Genomic DNA, 21,748 nt, shown 5'->3' on the forward strand with positions numbered 1-21,748 from the left:
TGGCGCCGCGTCCACCCTGTTTGCACGTCGGATTCGTCCAGCCACTCGTGTTTTAGGGTGGACTGCATTCGATGGCTGAACGCAAGTCCACAAAAAGGAGGTCTATCGGCATGGAAGACTTCTTGGAAGTAATTGATTTAAAAAAGTGGTTCCCCGGGGTGAAAGCCAATGACGGGGTAAACCTGACATTGCGACGTGGTGAAGTACACGCCATCCTCGGGGAAAACGGCGCTGGCAAGTCCACGTTGATGAAGATGATTTACGGCCTTTTGGAACCGACCTCGGGTGAAATTCGGCTCGCCGGACAACCCGTACACTTCCGCAGCCCGCGCGAAGCCATTCAAGCAGGTATCGGCATGGTGCACCAGCACTTCATGCTGATTCCGGCGCTGACTGTGGCCGAAAATGTCGTCCTCGGCGACGAGCCCGGCGGCGTGAATTACAATCGCCGAGAAGCCGTACGGCACGTGCGGGCGTTGTCCGAGCGGTATGGACTTGATATTGACCCGACGGCAAAAATATCGCAGCTGTCCGTTGGGCTGCAACAGCGAGTCGAAATTCTGAAGGCATTTTATCGCAAAGCCCGTTTGATTATCCTCGACGAACCCACCGCCCTGCTGACGCCGCAAGAGACGCGCGAGTTATTCAACATCGTGCGCAACCTCAAGGCCGAAGGCATCCCGGTGCTGTTCATCAGCCACAAGTTGGACGAGGTCAAGGAAATTAGTGATCGGGTGACGGTCATGCGCGCCGGCAAGACGGTTGACTCCGTTCGGACAGCGGACGCCACCCCACAAGATCTCGCAAACATGATGGTCGGGCGCGAAGTCGTCCTGCGCATCCAAAAGGAAGTTGCGAAGCCAGGCGCACCTGTCCTCCAACTCGAGGACGTGAAGGTCCGCGACAAGGCAAAAAACCTGCGCGTCAAAGGTATCACGCTCGAACTTCGCAGAGGTGAGATTTTGGGACTCGCCGGAATTGACGGGAACGGGCAATTCGAACTGGCTGACGCGATTGCCGGGCTGCTTCGCCCAGAAGACGGGCGCATCATCTTCGACGGGCACGACATCACGCACATGACGCCTGCACAGCGGACGGAGCGCGGAATTGCCTACGTGCCACAAGACAGGCACGCAGATGGACTGGTATTAGAATTTGATCTTGTGGAAAACACCATTCTTCGCGATTTTCATAAGCGCCCGTACTCGTCCGCCGGTATCCTTCGTCGCAAACCTGCAGAGGATTACACGAAGCGGTTGATTGAGGCGTTTGACGTGCGCCCACCGCAACCGGCTCGCAAAGCTGCCGAACTCTCCGGGGGCAATCAACAAAAGGTGATTCTAGCGCGCGAAGTATCTCGCGACCCAATCATGCTGATTGCCGCGCAACCGACGCGCGGCTTGGACGTCGGAGCGATTGAAGGTATCCATCGCCAGCTAGTGCGATTGCGCGACGAAGGCAAAGGGGTGTTGCTCGTGTCCCTTGAGATGGACGAAATTTTAAGTTTGTCTGACCGGATTGCGGTCATCCACGATGGTCGGATTGTCGACGTGATTCCAGGAGATACCGCCACGCGTGAACAAATCGGTTTGCTCATGACAGGGTCACGTACGAATTCGGAGGTGGCATCGAGTTGAAGGCACTGCGCTCTACCTTTCTAGGCCCTATCGTGGCGACGCTGTTGGCCATTGTCATCGGCGGCATTTTGGTTAGCGCGATGGGATACAACCCTTTTTCCGTATACGGCTCCCTCATCTCAGGCGCATTTGGCAACATCCCGAGTTTGGGGAATACCATCACCGCGAGTATCCCGTTGGTGCTCTGCGGCTTAGGTATCGCTATCGCGTTCCAATCTGGCTTATTCAATATCGGCGCCGACGGCCAATACTGGGTGGCTGCGGCCGCAAGCGTCTGGGTCGGTTACCACTTCACCAGCCTGCCAGGTTGGCTGCACATTATCTTTTGCTTGGTCGTCGGAATGCTGGTCGGTGCGATTTGGGGCGGGATTATTCCAGGCTTGACCAAGGCCTACGTCGGATCAAGTGAAGTCATCACCACGATGATGCTCAGCTACATCGGCATCTTGCTGGCACGTTATTTGATTGAAGGCGGCCCGATGCAAGAACCGGGTTCCAATCCACAGTCGCCGGAAATCGTACAAAATACGCAACTTCCTTACTTCAATCAGACGCTGATGCAATCTCAGCTGTCGCTGGTCGCCGTGGCGATTACCATCTTGGCAGCCGTCGTGGCGTGGTTCTTGCTGTATAAGACGACAATTGGGTACCAACTCCGCGCGGTAGGCTTCAATCAGCGAGCCGCCCGCTACGCAGGCATGCGCGTCACGCTGTACACGGTGATTGCATTGTGCCTGTCTGGACTGTTTGCGGGTCTAGCTGGATCCGTGCAGATGCTCGGCGTCGATCACCGCCTGATGGACGGTTTCTCGTCGAACTATGGGTACACGGCTATTGTCGTCTCCTTGCTCGCGCGCAACAACCCACTTGGCGTACTGCTAGCGGGCCTGTTCTTCGGCGCGTTGACGACAGGCGGACAAAACATGCAGATTATCTCCAACGTCCCTGCAGCCTTAACGGATGTCCTTCAGGGTCTCATTATTTTCTTTGTCGCATGTGAACGCATTGTTCCACAAATCATCCAGTGGTACCGACGCCGTCGCAGTTTGCGTTCGGGCGTCGCTGCATCCTGATGTCGGGGAGGAAGTGAGTCTGTGAGTATTTTTGCCGACGCGCAAATCTGGAATTCCACACTATCCATGGCTGTTCCCCTCGCCCTGCCAGCTATCGGCGGCACGTTCTCCGAGCGAACTGGCGTGGTCAACGTCGCGATGGAAGGTATCATGTTAATGGGTGCCTTTTTTGGGGTTGCGTTTTCCTATTGGACAGGCAGCGCCTGGATTGGACTATTGATGGCACTCATCATCGGCGGATTGACTTCAGCAGCCTTTGCCTGGGGCGCCATCCGCGTCTCCGCTGACCAAGTTGTTTTAGGAATGGCCATCAACATCTTTGCTGCGGGATTGACCGCGTTCTTGCTCGACACGGTATTTGGCTTTAGCGGAACACCGCCAACGACGCCAAAACTCCCGAATGTAAGCTTGCCGGGAATCGACAAAATCCCATATGTCGGGCAGATTTTCACCAACCAGAGTATCCTCGTCTACGTGATGATTGCCATCGTCATCTTGTCGCACTGGTTTCTGTTTCACACTCGCCTCGGACTACGTATGCGATCCGTCGGCGAAAACCCCCTAGCCGCCGACACCGTCGGTATCAACGTATGGCGTTTGCGCTATGCCGGGGTCATCATCGGCGGACTGCTATCGGCTTTAGGCGGCGCCTACTTGTCGATTGGCGTCCTCAACAGCTTCTCGGTCAACATGACCAACGGCCGTGGTTATATCGCCCTGGCCGCCATGATTTTCGGCAAGTGGACGCCGCTGGGTTCGTTCGGCGCAGCGCTTCTCTTCGGCTTCTCCACGGCGCTGGGTATTGTCCTACAGGGCAACGGCGTATCGTCAAACCTACTACAGATGATTCCGTATGCACTCACGATTATCGCGCTCACGGGACTCGTGGGCCGTTCGATTCCACCCGCAGCGGATGGTCTGCCGTATGATCCAAAACGCTGAAGAAGTGTAGCGGTTCAGTGAACATATCTCATAAATGGGACAGGGCGTGCGCAAAGATGTCAATGACGCACGCCCTGTCTATCTATGCGTCGTTTCTCGAGCAACGTACCCGCCGTCGCCCCGACCACTGCACCGAAGACCATTCCGACATTTCCGAGCTGCGCCATATCTGCCAGACAGGCGAGCAGAGCCCCGACCATGGCGGCAACGAAGTAGGACAGCGAGCGCTTCCCCGCCATTAATAGTGCGAGAAACAGTGCAGGCAAAGCGAATCCCAACGCATCGGAAACCGCGACAGGAACGCTCTTGCCAATGGTTGCCCCCACAGCGGTACCTGCCAACCACGAGCCATAACACGAATAGACAAACGGTATCTGGTAGCCGACGACAGGGCGTGCTTGCTGGACTCGGCTACTGGTCACGGCATACACCTCGTCGGTCAACCCAAACGCCATCATCCAGCGCTGGGCCTCCGACCACTTGCTGAACGCGGGCCCGAGTGACGTACCATAGAGAAAATGCCGCAAATTCACCAGTAAGGTGGTCACAATCACGGAGACGGGGGATGTGCCGGACAATGCGAGGCTGAGCAGCATAAACTGCGCACTGCCCGCGTAGACCCATGCAGAAATCAAAAAGACAATCAGCCAGGGAACACCGTTACTGGTGGCGATCACGCCGAAGGTCGCCCCGACTGGAAAGTACGCAAAAATAATCGGCAGCGCATCACGCAGGCCTTTTGCAATCGATGGTCGTGTCATCTACGAACCCCCGTGTCAGACAAACTGGCGAATGAGCGCAAAACATCCCACCCCGACGGCAACCGTCAGGAGTAGATTCCGACTCACAGCCCCGACAATCACAGTGGGCACCGCCGCCATCCAGGTTGGATTGTGGAGCAGGGGTACCCAGTGATTTCCCGACAGAAACACAAGTGGTCCGAGCAACGCCCCGAGGACTGCCGGTGCCACAAAGGACAACCAAGTCTTCGCGGCATCAGGCCAGCGAATTCGACTACCGCCACTCAATGACAACGCGCGAATCAGATAGGTTCCCGCGCCAATGGCGACGGTTTCCCAAAAAAGCCACCCCACCTGTCCACCCCCTGACGAAATCCTCGCAATCATAACATAACATATTTTTGTATGCTATAATATACTCCGAAAGAGGGGGCGCGAATGGAAGCGGAGAAGCTCACACAGCATATTGGAAATGTTCTGAGGTCGTTGCGAAAAGACCGGCGTCTCACGCTGGATGGCTTGGCCAATTTGACGGGTGTCAGCAAGCCCATGCTGAGTCAAATTGAGCGCGGAGAATCGAACCCAACCGTTGTCACACTGTGGAAGATCGCGAGTGGCTTGCAGGTTCCGTTCTCCATCTTTCTCCAAGGCCACGAGGAACCACACGCCACGATTATCCGTCACGCAGACCAACCGATTGTCCACGATGATGGCGGCAACTATATCGTCCAAAATCTGATTGCCATTCGCCATCCACAGCCGACCGATTTATTTGCTTCGCGGCTCCTCTCAGGCTGTACCCATATAGCAGCGCCACACGGTGCCGATGTCACTGAAGGCGTCTGGGTGAAACATGGGGAATTGACGCTGATCCTAGGCGATGAACGCATTGCGTTACACGAAGGAGACGCAATTCACTTCCAGGCCAATCTGGAGCACACCTATGTGAATCCCGGCAATTCCTCCTGTGAGTTCCTCGTGTTGCTGGTGTATAAAAACAGACCCGACGCGTCACCAAACCATTAACGCCGGGTCAAACCGATACTAAGCGCTTGCTCAATTTCATCCCATGTCAAGTACCGCCGGACGATGTCCTCTTCGACCAGTTTCGCACCGCGTTGCACTTCAATAAACTTCAAACCCTTGTCCGTACGAATCGCGTGCCATTGATCTGCGTACACCCGCACGACGTCGCCGGGGCCGACGACAAATCGAGTCGTATCGAGGACGACTTCCCCATGCCCTTCAATGACCGTCCACACCTCGCTGCGAAGCATATGCTTTTGGTAGCTAATGTTTTGCCCTGGATAGAGCTCAATACTCTTGGTGAGTACTTCCGTATTATCGTTCAATTTCTGATAATCAAGCACCCGATATGTACCCCAAATCCGCTCCTCGTACATGGGGCGACTCTGCAGATGAGAAACGACGTCCTTCAACTGCGTCGCCGCTGACTTATCGGCCGCCAAAATGCCATCCGGCGTCGCCACCAAGACTGCGTCGGTCAATCCCAAACTAACCACCGGGATGCCTAACTCGTTAATTATGTGGGTGTTTTCGCACGCATGCGCGATGCCCTGGCCAACGACCGGGGTCGACATCTGCTCCGATAACGAGGCCCACGTCCCCAAGTCCGTCCACGTCCCTTTGTACGGGTGTACGATGATGGATTCTGCATGCTCAACCACTTCGTAGTCGAAACTGCGCTTTGGTAGGCTGTCAAACGCCTCCAGGCATGTTTGATAGGTGGTGGGCCCTCCCCTGCGGCTCAAGTGCGCGCGCAGCCAGCCGCCGGTAAAGCAAAATACGCCGCAATTCCACAGCGCACCTCGTGCAATCAATGCTGCAGCGACTGCGGCGTCCGGTTTCTCCACGAACGATGCGACATACTTGACTCCATCAAAGCCGACTGCGGCATCTGGAACGATATATCCAAACTTACTGGTCGGTGTGGTCGGTTCTACGCCCATGAGCGCAAGCTGTGCATTTGCTCGAACCAATAGCGCGCCCAAAGCCTGAATCTCTTGGAAGTAGTGGTCGTCGACAAAGTGATCGACCGGAACAATTACAATCGGCTCATCCTCAGCCATCCGGGCAACATCGAGGAGGTACAACGTCGACAGCGCAATCGCAGGAAAGGTATCTCGGCGCGATGGTTCCTCAATGCATTCGACGCCGTCGCCGAGTTGCGCGTGAATCATCTCAATCTGCGCCTTTGACGCACAAACGAACGCATCTGACTGCAATCCACACCGTTTAAGCTGTCCCCAGACACGCTGCAGCATCGACTCAGGCTGCTTCTCGGTAGGAAGTACTCTGAGGAACTGCTTGGAACGGATATCGTTTGACATGGGCCATAATCGTTTCCCCGAGCCCCCACTCAGCAATACCAGCTTCAAACTCCATTCCCCCAAACGGCGGTACACTGCCGATGTCTACTTTCCCACGAGAAAATCACCGCTGATTCATCAACCGGTTATCACTCATCATACAGATTCGTCATCTGTCCTCTATCCACCTTCAAACCCAAACAGCCAGGTCTGTAAAAAAACAACAAACAGTCTAGCTTAGGATGGGCTGTACCGGTCTAGACATACCGTCGTGAAATGGTTTTATTTGGGGGAAAAAAGCCGCCCCTCGAATTTGCCGCCACGGGCCGTTCAAGGGGCGATGTCTTGATGGAAAATCCGAGTCAGGGGCAAATCAGTGTACAGGTGAGCTACTTTGCTCTTCCTCCTCGTGATAAACAAATCGTTGACCGCGGAAAAAGGAAGCGACCGCCCCAATGACAAGCAAAATAATGGAGATACCAAACGCTAACTCCAAACCATGGTGAAACGGCCCCGAGATCAGATTCGGGAAGAACTCTTTGCCTGTTAATGTATGTGCCTGATTGGCAGGTAACGCGTTTAACACCTTTTGACCCAGCATGCTCTCAAGCGGATTGTATCCCAACAGCGCAGCGAACAAGGAAGCTGTCGGCGGTGTGCCTGCCACCGCTTGAGCCGTCTGCGTTGGCACTTGGTGTTGCACCAGCCCTTGATACATGGCAGTTGGCAGCGTCCCTGCCAACCCGGCGATTACAAGCGAGAAAAAGATTCCCATACTCATCATCATACCGGCGTTCATAAAAGTGGCACGCATCCCGGAAGCGACGCCTCTGTACTTAGCTGGAACTGCATTCATAATCGCGGCGCTATTCGGCGATGAGAAGAGTCCCATGCCGGCGCCAATCAAGAAGATATAGAACCAAAACAGCCAATGGTTAAAATTAGATGGCAAGGTTTCTAAGCAGGCAAAACCAAGCGCTGCCAACAACAGTCCTCCCGTCGCGAAGGCGCGTGCGCCAAATTTATCAGAAAGATAGCCGCTGATAGGCCCAGCTAGTAGAAAACCGACCATCTGTGGGATGGTATAAATTCCGGCAATGAGTGGTGTATGGGCGAACGATACCCCATGAAGCGGAAGATAAATCCCCTGCAACCAAATGATTAACATAAACTGCAACCCGCCACGAGCGAGCGCTGACATAAAAGAAGCGATATTGCCAGCCGTAAAGGCACGACTACGGAAGAGGTAGAGGTGAAAGAGCGGTTGTGGTACACGTGACTCGACAACAACAAACAAAATCAGCATGACAACGCCGACGACAAGTGATCCGATGACGGTCGGACTCGTCCAGCCCATCGTGTGCCCACCATAGGGCATGATGCCATAAGTCAAGCCCATCATAATGCCAAGGATTCCGAGACCAAGTGTGAGATTCCCGAGCACATCCAACTTCTGATGTTGCTCCCGACTACTGACCTCTTTCAGCGCAAAATAGCCCCAAATGGTTCCGAATAAGCCGACGGGTACGTTAACGAGGAATACGTAACGCCAATCACCTGTCGCGGCCAGCAGTCCCCCCACGACCAATCCGACGACACTACCGCCAATGGCGGCTATCTGATTTAATCCGAGTGCGAGCCCGCGTTGATTTTCCGGGAAGGCATCTGTGAGAATCGCGGCGCTGTTCGCGAACAAAAATGCGCCGCCAATGCCTTGCACCACCCGAAACACAATCAACTGAATTTCGCCCGATAGCCCAGTTCCCCATGTGATGGCGCAAAGCACTGAACCGATGGTGAAGACGAGGAATCCCATGTTGTAGAGGCGAACGCGACCAAAAATGTCCGAGAGTCGGCCAAACGTCACGAGCAGTACAGTCGTTGCGACGTTAAATCCAAGCAATACCCACAGCAATAATCCCGTTTGACCTGGTTCCAATGGATTGACTTTCAAGCCATCGAAAATCACAGGAAGAGCAATGATAAGAATGCTACTGTTAATCGACGCCATTAAGATACCGAGCGTCGTATTCACCAGGGCAATCCATTTATAACTGCCAGATCTACCCGTCGAATCATTCATAAGGCCCCTCACTCCCACGCAGCAAATTCGGATTATCTTGACAAACGGATACCGCAATTGCGGACATCAGGCATGGTCGGTTGGTCGGTCGTCAATGCCCCGAACGGCTGTTGCCCGCCAATGATTACGCCTGAAGTGCGCGCACAACCTCTGCGGTCGACCGAATGCGCCCCATTCTCGGCATCAAGTATTTCAGAGGATGGCGATGTTGTTCTTCGGTCATCGCTGTCATGGCATCTTCCACAAAAATTTGGTGATAGCCGAGTTGATACGCCTCGCGCGCAGTTGTTTCAACGCCGATGTCCGTCGCAATCCCACATAAAACGATGGTGTCAATCCCACGGCGCCGCAGTTGCAAATCCAGTTCGGTGCCAAAGAACGCACCCCACTGCCGTTTCGTGACGAGCAAATCACCAGACTTTGGCCCTAACTCAGGTGCGATGACGCTAGCGTCCGACGACCATGCGCGGTGGGTCGCGGGTTCTTCATCCGTTATCGGGTGCAACGCGTCGCGCCCATCATGAAAATCCACATTGACCAATACCACAAAGCCCCCTCGTTCGCGAAACGCGTCTGCCAAAGATACGGTCTTTGCAAGCACATCTGTCGTCGAATACGGTGCGCAGGGAATCGCTAACACACCTTTTTGCATGTCAATCACGACCAACGCAGTCTTGGATACATCTAGTGTCATCGTTTTCACACTCCGTTTACAATCATTTCGTGTCCGAAACTTTCCACACCCGAACTATTTTACGTCTACACGTGAATGACGTCAACGCTTCCCATGTTAAACGCCTACGAAAAAAGGGCCTGGAACAGTATTCCAGGCCTCACTGTATGAACAAAACCATTTCTCGAGTGATTATGCGCTCCCCAATTCCAAGTGTTTTTCTTTACGAACGAGGAACAAGAAATAGCAAGGGTAATACGCAAACAAAATAAAGATAATACCCGATGTCCATGGGTCTCCAATGTATGGATTTTGTGCGACCGGAGAACCTGCCCCTGGATGGACGGCTGCTGTGTGATATGCGTAATAGAATGCGTACACAATGCGCGCCAAAAACATCACAATCACAATACTGCCCACCCAGACGTTCGGCCGATAGGTCCAACGCTCATTTTGATACTGAAACTGCGTCGTGCGAATGGCAAAAAAGGCGAGTACCAAACCAATACAAATCCCGATAGCGTCCGATATATAACAGATAGGATGTACAATTGTCGCAGCCAACAACAAGACGCCAATGACCATAAATATGATGGACCGCGTCATCATCTGCCGCGTGCGCAGCACCTGGAAACCGATGTTGCGGCGAATCCGTCGGTAAAAAATAAACAGAATGAGCAACGCGAAAATCAATAGACTAGCATGGTTTCCCATAATTCTCTCCTCCGAGTCAGCAGTCAAAGTGTCAGATGACGGTCTAGTACACGCGCCGCAACGCGGATGAGCAAATATGCCAAAATCCAGCTGGCTAGGAGTAGATACACCAAATTTGGCGATAGATTCAGGTATAAAGCATGTGTGTCACGCCGGTACCCAGTTTGGATAAATCGACTAATTTGTGAGAAGGCCACCCACCAAATTGCGACAAAGATAATCCAAATCAGTGGCACAGCAGGTCTGACCTTCGATGAACGAGCAATGACGAACAACATCCCGAAAGCTGACGCAAAAGGGGCCGCAGCCATTGCAAGCATTACCCATTGCACGCCAGTCAACAAGAATTGACCTGCAACATCCGTATGGAATGGTCCCTGTAATGCCATTGTATATAAACCGAGAACCCCAATTACGCAATACAAACCGCATCCAATCAGCACCACGCGAAACAACGCTGCCACAAATTTCGATGTCAGAAGCTGCAATCGTGAAATGGGAAGGCTCAGCCACCATCCAACCGTGCCATTCTTCCATTCGTGCTTGACCGACGCAATCGATGTGCCAAATGCTATCCATGGCAATGACAACACAATATACCAAGCGGCGCTAATAAGTGTATGGCCGACAAGACTGCCATAAGTCGTCAATCCCACGATGACCATGGTGATGGCAATCGCATACGCAATTCGCCACGGCCTTGACATCCGCACTCTGTCCGACTTATGCTGCCATTTAAAATCCTGTCTGACGAGTGGCCAAAAAATGTGCTTCACAGGCATTCGTCATCGCCTCCTATCGATACAACGTTTGCTGAATAGAATGGATGGCCCCATACTGGCTGCGCAGTTGCTCTGCGTCACCTCCAAGCAACACCCTACCCTCATCGAGGAAGACAGCATAATCAAACAATGCCTCTGCCTCATGAATTTCGTGAGTGCTAATGAGAACCGTCCTATCCCCGCCGCTCATGTGGTCAATCAGCCCCGCAATAATGCGCTCGCGTGAAATGGCATCAATTCCGGCGAACGGCTCATCTAGGATAATGATTGGCACATCGCGCGCAATGCAGAGAATGAGCATTAAACGTGCCTCCTGTCCCCGCGACATGCCACCCGCGCGCATATCCAGTTCGAGGTGCATTTGCTCAGCAAGGCGCTCCGCCGTCGCTCTATCGAATCCCGGCAGAAATTGCTCAGCCCAGCGAAACGCGCGCTCTACCGTATGATTCGCATACCAACGCGCCCGATCCGGTAGGTAGGCGATGTCACAATTTGTCCGCCACCCTGGTAACTTTCCCAGTACGTGGATAGACCCCTGCTCGGCCCGCGTGAGCCCGGTAATTAACCGAAACAACGTAGATTTCCCAGAGCCATTTGGCCCCAATATGCCAACCACCCGGCCCTGTGGAATCTCAAGTGTGAATTCGCTCAGTGCTCGTTTTACTCCATATTGTTTCGTTACGTTCTGACATACAATCGCGCTCTTGCTCATCGAACGCATCCCCCTTTGTACTGGGAAACGTATTGTTCAATGTCGCTCCACGTATATCCGAGACTACCCATTTTTTCGAGAAACTCCTCTATCACCTTTTTGGCCAGTTCTGTCCGGAATTGATTCACCCGCTCCTGGGAGGTTGTAATAAATGTCCCCTGCCCGCGGCGCGTCTCCGTGAGTCCCACATGCTCCATCTCCTTGTAGGCGTGCATGACGGTATTCGGGTTAATCTTGAGTGCCTGAGCCAACTCTCTTACGGACGGAATCTTTTCCCCCAAGGCAATCTCCCCTCTGGCAACGGCGCTGCTCATTTGCCGCAAAATCTGTTCGTAAAGCGGTTGGCTGAGGTCGAGGCGAAATGTCAGCGGTCCCACGTGTCGTTCCTCCACAGCCTTCCCTCCGATTCCGCCACCAGCAGGTGTGTTAAGTGAATTAAGTGTATCATATCACATAATACACTACATTCAAGCCTCTCTGTTGACGAATCAAAAAGAGGCACACTCCGTATTTAGGAGCGTGCCTCCAAATCTTTGTAAATGACCAGTATCAATGACGATGGCCTCTGGCCTCTCCTGGCGGCGCCCACGTTTGTGAACCAAATCCGTCACTGGTCGATAGACCTGAACCATCCCCACCAGTTGACGTTCCATCACCAGACGGTACACCACCGTCACCCGCGTCGCTCGACCCACCTGAATCGCCGCTTGGTGGTGAACCAGGTGTCCCCAAAGGCGGTGTTCCTGCATCGCCTTGTCCCGGACTCGTGCCAGGTCCCACACCAGGGATTGTGGTATTGTTGCCCTGTCCATTGCCGGGCGGCGTTTGAACGGCGCCCGTCTGCACGGTGACCGTGGCCGGCGTCCCCAAGGTACTTCCGGAATTCGGATCTGTGGCCTGTACAGTGTACTGATAGACCTGCCCTGGTTGCACGTCCGTATCAATCATACTCGTACCCTGTGTCTCGCCAATGGGTACTTGGTCACTTGACCCGACCGTTTGCCGTGTGACGGTGTATGTGACAGTCGTCGGGAACCCGCCTTGCCAACTCAGGCTGACTTGATTCTTCGCGGCATCGTACGAGGCGGTGAGCCCTTGAATCCCTGTCGTCGCCTTCGTCGGTGGCGCCTGGTTCTGATTGACGTAATTGATACCATCCGCCGTTCCCGTATTATATGGGTACGGCCCCTGTGCGAACTGTTGCGGCTGCTCATTTTGTAAGGCCAGCGCGATGATGTCATGGAAAATTTGCGCAGCATTTCCGGATGGGTCTTCCGGTGTCATCGTCATATGATGACTGGCATTGGTCTGGTCATAACCAATATGAATGCTGCCAACAAGCGTTGGCGTATAGCCATCGAACCAACCATCGCGAATCCAGTTGTCGTGGCTGCCATTGAGCCCCGGGTCATACTGCACAGTCCCCGTTTTACCAGCGACACCCCAGTTCGGCAACTTCGCATACTGCCCTGTGCCGTAGTCGACAACATCCTCCATGAGGCGCGTCATATCCGTCGCAGTCTGACTCGACATAATTTGCGATTGCGACGGCGATTCATGATAGAGAATCGTCCCCTCTGCATTCACAATCTTATTAATCAAGTACGGCTGCGAGCGGATCCCCTGATTCGCGAATGGGGTGTACGCACCTGCCATCTGCAGCGGTGTGACATTGACTTCGCCGCCGATTGCGATACCCAGGTGTTGACGGGCACTCGAACTCAATTGAATACCATCTTTTTCGGCAAAGTTGACACCAGTTGACAAACCAATCTGTTGTAGCAACCAGACAGAAGCGATATTTTGCGACTCCTCGAGCGCATACTGCAAGGTGACTTTCGACGGTCCGCCAACTTCCCAGTTCGACGGCTCATAGCCATCACCAAAGTCCTGCGGCGCATTGTCGAGAATCGACGTATACGACCACTTGCCCGATTGAAGCGCCGGAGCATATTCCATAATCGGCTTGATAGAACTCCCCGGTGAACTGCCACTATACACGCGATCCAGCCCAAGCGGCGTGAAATCCTGATGACGGCTGCCTGCGGCACCCAAGATGCCGCCCGTCTTCGGATCGACAAACACAGCAGCGCCCTGCACAACCGTTCCCGATGTCGGGCCTGGGAAATCTGAATCATATTTTCCGCTCCAGAACACCTCGTTGATAGCATTCTGAACCGCAGGACGAATCGTCGTATAAATTTTCAAACCGCCCTGTTCCACTTCCTCCGGCGGAATATTGTGTTTACTGAGGTAGTCTAACAAAAAGTTAGTCAAGAGCGGATTGGTATCCCACCCGTCGTCACTGTTGGCACTGCCGGACTTGACGATGCCGAGCGGCGCTTTCTCCGCTTGCTTCGCCTGACTTTCCGAGATGTATCCCCAATGCGCCATATTCTCAAGTACCTGGTTCCGCCTTGTCAGCGCAGCTTTCGGGTGCTGTATCGGGTCATACGCCGATGGGGCCTGCGGCAATCCCGCCAACAGCGCGGCATCTGCGAGTGTCAGCTTATTCGGGTTCTTTTTCAAATCGATACCGAAATACCGCTGAGCGCCTTGCTCGATACCTGTGCTCCCCTCGCCCAACGGAATCCGATTTAAGTACATAGCCAATATTTCTTGCTTCGTGAAGTTGCGTTCAATTTGGACACCGAGAACAATCTGCTCAAATTTTCGCGTAAACGTCTTTTTGTCGGTCAGATAGACCATTTTGGCCAATTGTTCCGGAATCGTGCTGGCCCCTTGCTCCAGGCTGCCAGAAAGTGTGTCGACAAAAACTGACCTCACGACAGACTTTAAGTCGACGCCAGAATTTGTCCAGAACGAATGGTCCTCAGTCGCGACAATCGCGTTTTGCACGTTCTTCGGAATCTGTCCATACGTGAGGTCCGTCGCCGGAGAACCCAGAGACATCAATTTTGTTCCATCCTCGGCGTAGACAATGGACGGTTGGTGTACTTTTTCCAACTCTGAAGCTTGAAACGGAATAAACCGAACCGCCAAATAAAACGCGAGTGCGATCAAGACGATAATGGTGATGACCAAAGCAGCAACAATTGATATCCAACGCCGCAGCAAACGCGGCACCTCCTCGCTGATAGGTCCAATTTACGCCTAGTTGCGCCCGCCTCCACCCTAGCGTGGCCTCTTGCCGTAAATATTGCCATGACGCAGACGTGTGCCATGCAGACACATGGCACACGTCTCAAAATCTACAAGATAGAATAGTTTACTTCGCAAACCGAGTGGCCCCACTTTCTAAGGGGCCGTATGATACGAAAACCGATCTCCACGGACTTACAGTCGTTTCAGTCGCCAAGCGTAACTTGGACCGTCCATCGCCTTCGTCGTCTTCAACGGAATCTTCTTGGTCTGATCTCCAACCGTGATGGTCAGCGTTCCAATCGTGGCGCCGGCATCAACATGCGTCGGAAGATTGGCGGCTTGCTGCACCGACTCGTGGATTGGCATTCCAGGCCAGCCAATCACACTCACGTTTTCACCCGCACGAACCGTCTCATCCGACGACGTCCACGGTGCGCTGAGTGTTGCAATTGGCGTATCTGCACTGACAACTTGCACGTGGCGCAAGGCAGCCTGCGCATTTTTCGACAAAGTCACCCCAGCATCCAGTGCAGTTTGTAATTCAGGCGTCTTCGTCTGTCCCAGCACAGCACCGACAATCACGACATCCTTCGCGCCAATCGTTTTTTGCGAAGCGAACACGAAACATCCGCCTGCCTGCGACGTGCTACCCGTCTTGCCACCAATAATGACACCATGACCGACTTCCGAGTCGACATTGTAGACCGTGCCTGCAACCGGCAAAGTTGCTTGGGGCTCTGCCACCACAGCCTTAAATGTCGGCAATTGCATGGCGGCGGAGAACAATTTGACTTGGTCGACCGCCGTGCTGGAACTGCCCGGGTTAAAACCGCTAGCATCGACATAGTGGGTGTTGGTCATCCCCATCGACTTCGCGGTCTTGTTCATTTCGTTGACAAAGGCGCTCTCCGTGCCATCACACCACTTCGCCAACATAGTTGCGACATTGTTTCCGGAAGGCAGCATTAACCCTTCAAGCGCTTGGCGCTCTGTGAGCTTCTCGCCGGGCTTGACCTGTAAGACGGACTCACCCTTTGCCTTATCACTTACATACGTTTGGTAGTCTTCATTTGTGACCGTGATGGACGGACCATCCTGGCCAATGCCGAGCGGATGCTTCTTCAATACCAGATACGCCGTCATCACTTTCGTGACACTAGCAATCGGCGTTGGTGTCTGCGCACCCGAATGCCCCATGTCGCCAACTCCAATGGCAGCAAGGGCAGCTTGTCCTTCACTCGGCCAATCAATTTTTGGCTTTGCTCCGGGTACGGTGTTCACTGTCGCACCACTGACTTGCAGCGACAAGTGCGGTACAGGTCGGACGAACTGGACGACGGGTATGGCAATAATGACGAGCGCGATGATAATCCACTTGATGCTGCGCACAAATGATCCTCCTACATTTTCTGCAATATACTAAGCCTTCGATTCAACAGACGGCCCAACAGAGTCACGTCCCTGCGTCAGCTTGCGATACTGCACGAACATCGCCAGACGCCAAGGAACAAGCATTCCAAACGCCAAATCGAAGAACAAAGATCCGGTTTGATAGATGTCCACATACTGCTCTACAACACTATGCAAGATCAGACGCAGTACGAGCAACCCCAAAAGAATGTAAATAAACGCCTTCGAGCGATGCAAGTACACGTGATTATCGCGAACAAACATCTTTGAGGTCGCAATCAGCGGATAGCTGAGCAAACACCCGACCACAAAGGCAATGAGCGCATAAGCCAAGCGTTCACGCGTGAACGGGAAAATGTACATCAGGAAGCCTGTACTCATCATCACTGGTGGAATCAGAATCTTCCTCGCATTGGTCGGCCTCCCAGAAGCCCGCAACCGAATAAAAATCACCGTGAGCGCAAAAACCACTGCAATCACAGTCCCAATCACTGTCGCCACAGCGTTTGGCATGTCAAACCCTCTCTTTCATGAGCGCGCTTGATTGCTACACGTTGGCAATGACGAATCACCATAGCTGTCAGTATACCATCAAATCCTTGTCGTGTTTTTGAACGGAGTCCCACAAAATTACGACATCCAAGTGGTAATTTCAAGCTGCGCAGTATCATTTTGCATATCCGCCTACTTGTTTTCCACGTTAGGCCAATCCGTCCAAGGCATAGAAACTGCGCCACGAACCATCCTAAGAAAAAAACAATGTATAATGGAGGTGCCAGTATGGCGCAAAATAACCAGTCTTCAGAAAGCTCCAGCGGCACAACGACCCAAACCATGATTCAAATCACGCCCTACCCGACCTCGTTCCCACCGCAACATCAATCCGAGCAACCCGGCCTTCAACGGTTGATGACACCCACCCCAGACAGCGACAATAAAGCATACCGTGGCAACGGCAAATTAACCGACAAAGTTGCGGTCATCACCGGCGGCGACAGCGGCATTGGGCGCGCGGTGGCCATCGCCTTTGCCAAGGAAGGCGCCGATGTCGCCATCGTCTATTACAACGAACACGAAGACGCCGACGACACCGTCCAAGCAGTTGGCGACTATGGCCGCCAGTGCATCTCGCTGCCTGTTGACGTCCGTGACCCCGCTCAGTGCAAAGACGCTATCGACGACGTTGTTAAGCGCTTCGGCAAACTCGATATCCTTATCAACAACGCCGCGGAACAACATCCGCAACAGAGCATTCTCGACATCACGCCCGAACAGTTGGAAGGCACCTTTCGCACCAACGTATTCGGCTACTTTTATATGATTCAGGCGGCACTCCCCCACATGTCGCCAGGCGCAACCATCGTCAACACCACTTCCATCACAGCCTACAAGGGCAATGAGACACTGATAGACTATTCCGCCACCAAGGGCGCCATCGTCACCTTGACGAGATCGCTTTCACTATCGCTCATCAAGCAAGGTATCCGCGTGAATGCCGTCGCCCCAGGCCCCATCTGGACGCCGCTCATTCCCTCGACGTTCGACGCCGCGCAAGTCGCAGAATTCGGCAGCAATGCGCCGATGAAACGCGCGGGACAACCCGCAGAACTCGCGCCAGCGTACGTCTACCTCGCGAGCTCCGACAGCTCCTACGTGAGCGGCCAAGTCCTGCACGTCAACGGCGGGGACATTGTCAACGGGTGACAGCCAACAGGTCGGCGCATCAACATGTGCCCGGCGGGTGTGTGACCGACAAGAGTCGCCGTCGAAACGCAAACACCTCGAATTGCAACACGCGCTGAAAGCCGTGTGCAGTTCGAGGTGTTTCACGGTGCCCCTGTGCGGCCCATCCCCACGAGCATTAATGTTGCGCGACCAACGTCACGGACCCATTCGCCGGGATGACACCCGTCATCAACGTCCCTGCAGCCGCGCCGCCCGTCGCGAGTTCTACCGCAATTTGAACAGTATAAGCTCCACCTGATGGGCTCGCGCTGTTCGCCACGACGAAATCCCCGTTATGGAGCGTCGCAATCTGTTGCGACGTGTTACTCGCGCTGTATACCGGAACGGAGGTACTCGTGCCTGTCGGATTTGCCACCTGCACCCGATAGACGTTGTTAAACGAGACATACTGGGAATCCACCCAACCGTAGCCCTGAACGTAGTACCACGGCACCACAAGGCCTCCGGCCATCCCTTGTTCGATTTGGGTGATATTCACGGTCGTCCCCGCCGGAATCGTCGGCTGACTGCTCGACGTTCCAATGTACTTCGTCCACATACTATAGCTCCAAATGCCGTCCGGGTTCGCCATGCCCATCACTTGCGACTCAAACTTTTTGACCGCAGTTTGCGTGGCTTGGCCGAACTGGCCATCGACCGTCAGTCCCGCTCCGATTTGCTGGTTGAGGAACTGCTGCACTTCCATCACGGGCTCACCGGAACTCCCGATGCTCAACTGGCCAAAGAACATTTCCTGCATCCCCGCGCCCATACTGGAGAAATACGGAACACCATTGTAATACGGGGTAGACTTGGTCGTCCCTTTGGCACCGTTCAAGTAATAGACCGGTTCCGAATTGCTCTTTGGCGCAGGTGCACTTTGCCCCGGTGTGTACTGCGTGTAGTCGCTGATGGTTGATCCCACGGAGCCCGAGAATTGCGCCATCAAGCTGCCGATACTCGATGCCCACTGCGGATCTGTCGCGTAATGGACGTTCATTCCCGTCAATGTCGGACTCACGTACTCACTGGCGCCGGGCGTCAAATAGTTCGAACGGACTTCCCACGCCTCGAAGCGAATCGCGTAATCATCGCTTGGGAACATCCCGGCGTCATCACCAGGATCGGCATCATAAGCGCCATAGCCAAATAGGTTATTCTTCGCGAGCGCAATTTGGCTTTGCCCCCACGCGCTCTCCAAAATCGCATGCGAGACCAAGTAGTTGGCATCGACGCCATACGTGTTTTGCGCCGCCATGAACGATGCGCCAAGCCCGTTCATCGGCGAGTGATTCGCCAACAAGTACTGGTCAATCGTGTTCGCGTTCACGTTCCCCGGCGCGGGAAAGCGTAAATCCACATTCGTGTAGGAGCCCGCCGAACCGCTGGATCCCGTTGATCCCGTGGTTCCGCTCGATCCGGTGGATCCTGTCGATCCGGTGGATCCTGTCGATCCGGTAGATCCGGTAGATCCGGTAGATCCGGTAGATCCGGTAGATCCGGTAGATCCGGTAGATCCGGTAGATCCTGTCGATCCGGTAGATCCGGTAGATCCGGTAGATCCGGTAGATCCGGTAGATCCGGTAGATCCGGTAGATCCGGTAGATCCGGTAGATCCACTCGAGCCGCCCGCAGGCGTCGTCGCAGGCGGCTTCATGGTCCACGTCGTGCCCTGCCATCCTGACTGAATTCCAACCCGCGTGAGTGCGTCCATGACGTACCAAATCGGGAGATAGGTCGTTGGCTGCCCCGACGCCGGATCAACGTGGATGACCGCGTCCACTCTATCGACAACCGTGCCATTGATGGCGATAGACGTGCTGCCTTTGCCGTACTTGATGTTACTGTAATCCACCTTGAAGCCGCTATTGGACGGCACGATAATGTTCCAAACGTTGTTGGACCAGGTGTGCTGGAAGCCTACTTGATCCATCGTGTTCATCACATACCAAATCGGCATGTAGGTGGTGCCTTGATATGTAAAGCCGTCCGGAGACGTAATCAGCTTTCCATTGTAGTAAATCTGCTTGGCTTCCAAGTGCGTGACGAGTGGACTGTTGGCACTCAGGTTGACCGGCTTCGACGCAAATGCCGCCATTGCGGCGTCTATCGCAGACCAAGTCTGTGGCCCCACCGCGCCGTCTGCCGTCAGGTGGTGACTCGTTTGAAACGCTTTGACCTCTGTCGTCGTCAACGGGCCGTAATCGCCATCGGCTTGTCCGACGGTAAACCCAAGCGCGTTCAAATCGTTCTGCAAGGTGACCACTGCTGCCCCGGTCGATCCCACCTGTAACACTGGTTCAGTACTGGTGGTTGCAGCATGCGCCACAATGGGCATTGCCCCCGAGGCAAGGCTTGGCAATATCATCACGGCGAGCAGACGCTGTTTCTTCACAAATTATGAACCCCCGCTTCTCAGTCATGAGCTAATATCGATGCGCTGTACGGATAGCGCGCCATTTTCTACGGCAACTTGAATTTCGCCTAGGACCACTGTTCCGCCGAGATCGGGGAGCATTTGGTTCATCGAAATCGAAATGGATGACGACGTAGGCAATTTGACGCGAATGCTGTCATCGGCCGCCAAGCCCAAGTCTCGGCTGTCGAGTACATCCGTCGTCGACCACGTCGTATCCCCCGGGCGCTCGTACTGAATTTGACCCAGCGTCGTCGTGTAACTAAACCAACTGGTCGCACCTTCGCTCGGCATGGTCAACACCCACGTACCATTCTCGTTCGTCACTTGAATACTGTCGAAGAACTGATAGGTTTGGATGATGGCGTTTTGAACGTCCTGGTTCGACGTGAAGAATGGCTGCCCGCCCGCACTGTCACCGTTAAAGGTAGCGGTCGCCTCATCACGAATGGGGTACTCGACTTGATAGGTATCGGCGTCAAGTTTGACAAAACCAGTTTGGTGATGAGCAATGTTCGACACGATTTCGGATAATTCCTGCGGACTCAACAAGTCGCTCGTCTGCACGCCCGACGGATTCAGCCCAGTGTCGTTCGCCCAGGCAAACGGAGCGCCGCCTGGCTCAAATGACGCGTCGGTCAGCCCATACGCGTTCCACAAGACCTGGTCTATACCACCGACGCTCATGGCGTCATAAGCGCCCGAATGGGTCGACGACGGCGGTGTATAGATGTGTTTGCTAATCGCCGTTTGCACCACAGCAAAATGGCTGTCTGTCGTGGCAATGTCGCTATAACTACTGGTACCCGAAGCCTTCGCAGAAATGCCAAAGGCGCTTTCCACCTGCTGCAAGACCTGCCACACAGGCACCTCGTTCGCTGGCAGTGCAGGTGGTGGCGTGACTTTGGTCGGCGCGTTCAGCGTCCACGTGGTACCGTCCCACGGCGCCGTGATGCCGACGCGCGAGAGCAGTTGCTGGGTGTACCAAATCGGGATGAAGGTGGTTGCTTTGCCCGAGGCGGGATCGACTGCGGCAATCCCGTTCACCTTGTGCATCAACTGGCCGTTGATTTCGAGTGAAATCTTCCCCGACCCCACCTGAATGTTCGATTTATCGACTGTCATCGTCGAGGGGACCTGAAGGTTCCACACGTTGTTCTTCCAGGAACTTGTAATCCCCAGTTGTGTCAGTCCCTGCTCCACATACCAAATGGGCATATAGGTCGTGTTGTTATATGTAAAGCCATAGGGTTGTGAAATCGTCTTGCCATTGAGCACAATGGTCTTTTTCTCCATCTTGTATTGCGGACTGGCCGCGGCGGCGACCGGCGTCACCATCGGTGTCAACGCCAGGCCAGCCGCCACAACAACGCCCAGGGAACTGCTTAGCACATATCGCTTCATAG

19 protein-coding genes are annotated in these 21,748 nt (G+C 54.0%); 5 read left to right on the forward strand and 14 right to left on the reverse strand.

The features are described 5' to 3' along the window. Positions 1-110: 110 nt before the first annotated feature. From J3482_RS03480 to J3482_RS03490, 3 genes are read left to right on the forward strand one after another with little or no spacing between them, the layout of a single operon-like run. Positions 111-1,637 carry an ABC transporter ATP-binding protein gene (locus tag J3482_RS03480; protein ID WP_206922067.1) on the forward strand — a complete coding sequence of 509 codons (1,527 nt, stop codon included), beginning with the start codon at positions 111-113 and terminating at the stop codon, positions 1,635-1,637. Next, on the forward strand, positions 1,634-2,710 hold the full coding sequence (locus J3482_RS03485; protein ID WP_146821551.1) for an ABC transporter permease: 1,077 nt from the start codon (positions 1,634-1,636) through the stop codon (positions 2,708-2,710). Before J3482_RS03480 ends, J3482_RS03485 begins: the two co-directional genes overlap by 4 nt. A 21-nt stretch (positions 2,711-2,731) precedes the next feature. After that, a complete protein-coding gene (locus tag J3482_RS03490; RefSeq protein ID WP_223203985.1) occupies positions 2,732-3,652 on the forward strand; it encodes an ABC transporter permease in 921 nt (306 codons plus the stop codon). Between the two features lie 59 nt (positions 3,653-3,711). On the opposite strand, the gene J3482_RS03495 is transcribed toward J3482_RS03490, so the two are convergent. Then, positions 3,712-4,413 carry an AzlC family ABC transporter permease gene (locus J3482_RS03495; protein WP_146821552.1) on the reverse strand — a complete coding sequence of 234 codons (702 nt, stop codon included), beginning with the start codon at positions 4,411-4,413 and terminating at the stop codon, positions 3,712-3,714. 15 nt (positions 4,414-4,428) lie between these two features. Further along, entirely contained in the window at positions 4,429-4,746 is a 318-nt protein-coding gene (locus tag J3482_RS03500; protein ID WP_223203986.1) for an AzlD domain-containing protein, read from the reverse strand. A gap of 84 nt (positions 4,747-4,830) precedes the next feature. Here J3482_RS03500 and J3482_RS03505 point away from each other — a divergent pair, with 84 nt between their 5' ends. After that, the gene (locus J3482_RS03505) at positions 4,831-5,418 is read left to right on the forward strand and encodes a helix-turn-helix domain-containing protein (protein ID WP_146821554.1); all 588 of its coding nucleotides are present in this window, start codon (positions 4,831-4,833) and stop codon (positions 5,416-5,418) included. On the opposite strand, the gene J3482_RS03510 is transcribed toward J3482_RS03505, so the two are convergent. The 10 genes from J3482_RS03510 to J3482_RS03555 all read right to left on the reverse strand — a co-directional run bounded on the left by J3482_RS03510 (position 5,415) and on the right by J3482_RS03555 (position 16,714). Further along, positions 5,415-6,791 carry a sugar phosphate nucleotidyltransferase gene (locus tag J3482_RS03510; RefSeq protein ID WP_146821555.1) on the reverse strand — a complete coding sequence of 459 codons (1,377 nt, stop codon included), beginning with the start codon at positions 6,789-6,791 and terminating at the stop codon, positions 5,415-5,417. The two genes, J3482_RS03505 and J3482_RS03510, sit on opposite strands and share 4 nt — an antisense overlap. Positions 6,792-7,095: 304 nt before the next feature. After that, the gene (locus J3482_RS03515) at positions 7,096-8,805 is read right to left on the reverse strand and encodes an MFS transporter (protein ID WP_146821556.1); all 1,710 of its coding nucleotides are present in this window, start codon (positions 8,803-8,805) and stop codon (positions 7,096-7,098) included. A gap of 124 nt (positions 8,806-8,929) precedes the next feature. Beyond that, entirely contained in the window at positions 8,930-9,499 is a 570-nt protein-coding gene (locus tag J3482_RS03520) for a hydrolase (RefSeq protein WP_188332100.1), read from the reverse strand. Positions 9,500-9,670: 171 nt separating this feature from the next. Then, on the reverse strand, positions 9,671-10,192 hold the full coding sequence (locus J3482_RS03525; RefSeq protein WP_146821558.1) for a CcdC protein domain-containing protein: 522 nt from the start codon (positions 10,190-10,192) through the stop codon (positions 9,671-9,673). Positions 10,193-10,215: 23 nt separating this feature from the next. Beyond that, positions 10,216-10,974 carry an ABC transporter permease subunit gene (locus tag J3482_RS03530; protein WP_146821559.1) on the reverse strand — a complete coding sequence of 253 codons (759 nt, stop codon included), beginning with the start codon at positions 10,972-10,974 and terminating at the stop codon, positions 10,216-10,218. 13 nt (positions 10,975-10,987) lie between these two features. Beyond that, positions 10,988-11,686, reverse strand: a complete 699-nt coding sequence (locus tag J3482_RS03535; RefSeq protein WP_146821560.1) for an ABC transporter ATP-binding protein — start codon at positions 11,684-11,686, stop codon at positions 10,988-10,990. Continuing rightward, positions 11,683-12,078 (reverse strand): GntR family transcriptional regulator, encoded by a 396-nt coding sequence (locus tag J3482_RS03540; protein WP_146821561.1) that lies wholly within the window; start codon positions 12,076-12,078, stop codon positions 11,683-11,685. The genes J3482_RS03535 and J3482_RS03540 overlap by 4 nt, the downstream gene beginning before the upstream one ends. A gap of 157 nt (positions 12,079-12,235) precedes the next feature. Further along, the gene (locus tag J3482_RS03545) at positions 12,236-14,773 is read right to left on the reverse strand and encodes a transglycosylase domain-containing protein (RefSeq protein ID WP_223203987.1); all 2,538 of its coding nucleotides are present in this window, start codon (positions 14,771-14,773) and stop codon (positions 12,236-12,238) included. 210 nt (positions 14,774-14,983) lie between these two features. After that, on the reverse strand, positions 14,984-16,180 hold the full coding sequence (locus tag J3482_RS03550; protein ID WP_146821563.1) for a D-alanyl-D-alanine carboxypeptidase family protein: 1,197 nt from the start codon (positions 16,178-16,180) through the stop codon (positions 14,984-14,986). Between the two features lie 30 nt (positions 16,181-16,210). Then, positions 16,211-16,714, reverse strand: a complete 504-nt coding sequence (locus tag J3482_RS03555) for a CcdC family protein (RefSeq protein WP_146821564.1) — start codon at positions 16,712-16,714, stop codon at positions 16,211-16,213. 321 nt (positions 16,715-17,035) lie between these two features. Here J3482_RS03555 and J3482_RS03560 point away from each other — a divergent pair, with 321 nt between their 5' ends. Further along, entirely contained in the window at positions 17,036-17,905 is an 870-nt protein-coding gene (locus J3482_RS03560) for an SDR family oxidoreductase (RefSeq protein ID WP_206922085.1), read from the forward strand. Positions 17,906-18,062: 157 nt separating this feature from the next. Here the strand turns inward: J3482_RS03560 and J3482_RS03565 are convergent, their stop codons facing one another. Together J3482_RS03565 and J3482_RS03570 are read right to left on the reverse strand one after the other, a co-directional pair. Continuing rightward, the gene (locus J3482_RS03565; protein WP_206922068.1) at positions 18,063-20,321 is read right to left on the reverse strand and encodes a peptidoglycan-binding protein; all 2,259 of its coding nucleotides are present in this window, start codon (positions 20,319-20,321) and stop codon (positions 18,063-18,065) included. A 24-nt stretch (positions 20,322-20,345) separates the two neighbouring features. After that, positions 20,346-21,746, reverse strand: coding sequence for a hypothetical protein (locus J3482_RS03570; RefSeq protein ID WP_021297349.1), 1,401 nt, complete (start codon positions 21,744-21,746; stop codon positions 20,346-20,348). Between the last annotated feature and the right edge of the window lie 2 nt (positions 21,747-21,748).

Origin of the sequence: Alicyclobacillus suci (assembly GCF_017329615.1) — a bacterium.
GTDB classification, from domain to species: Bacteria; Bacillota; Bacilli; order Alicyclobacillales; family Alicyclobacillaceae; genus Alicyclobacillus; species Alicyclobacillus suci.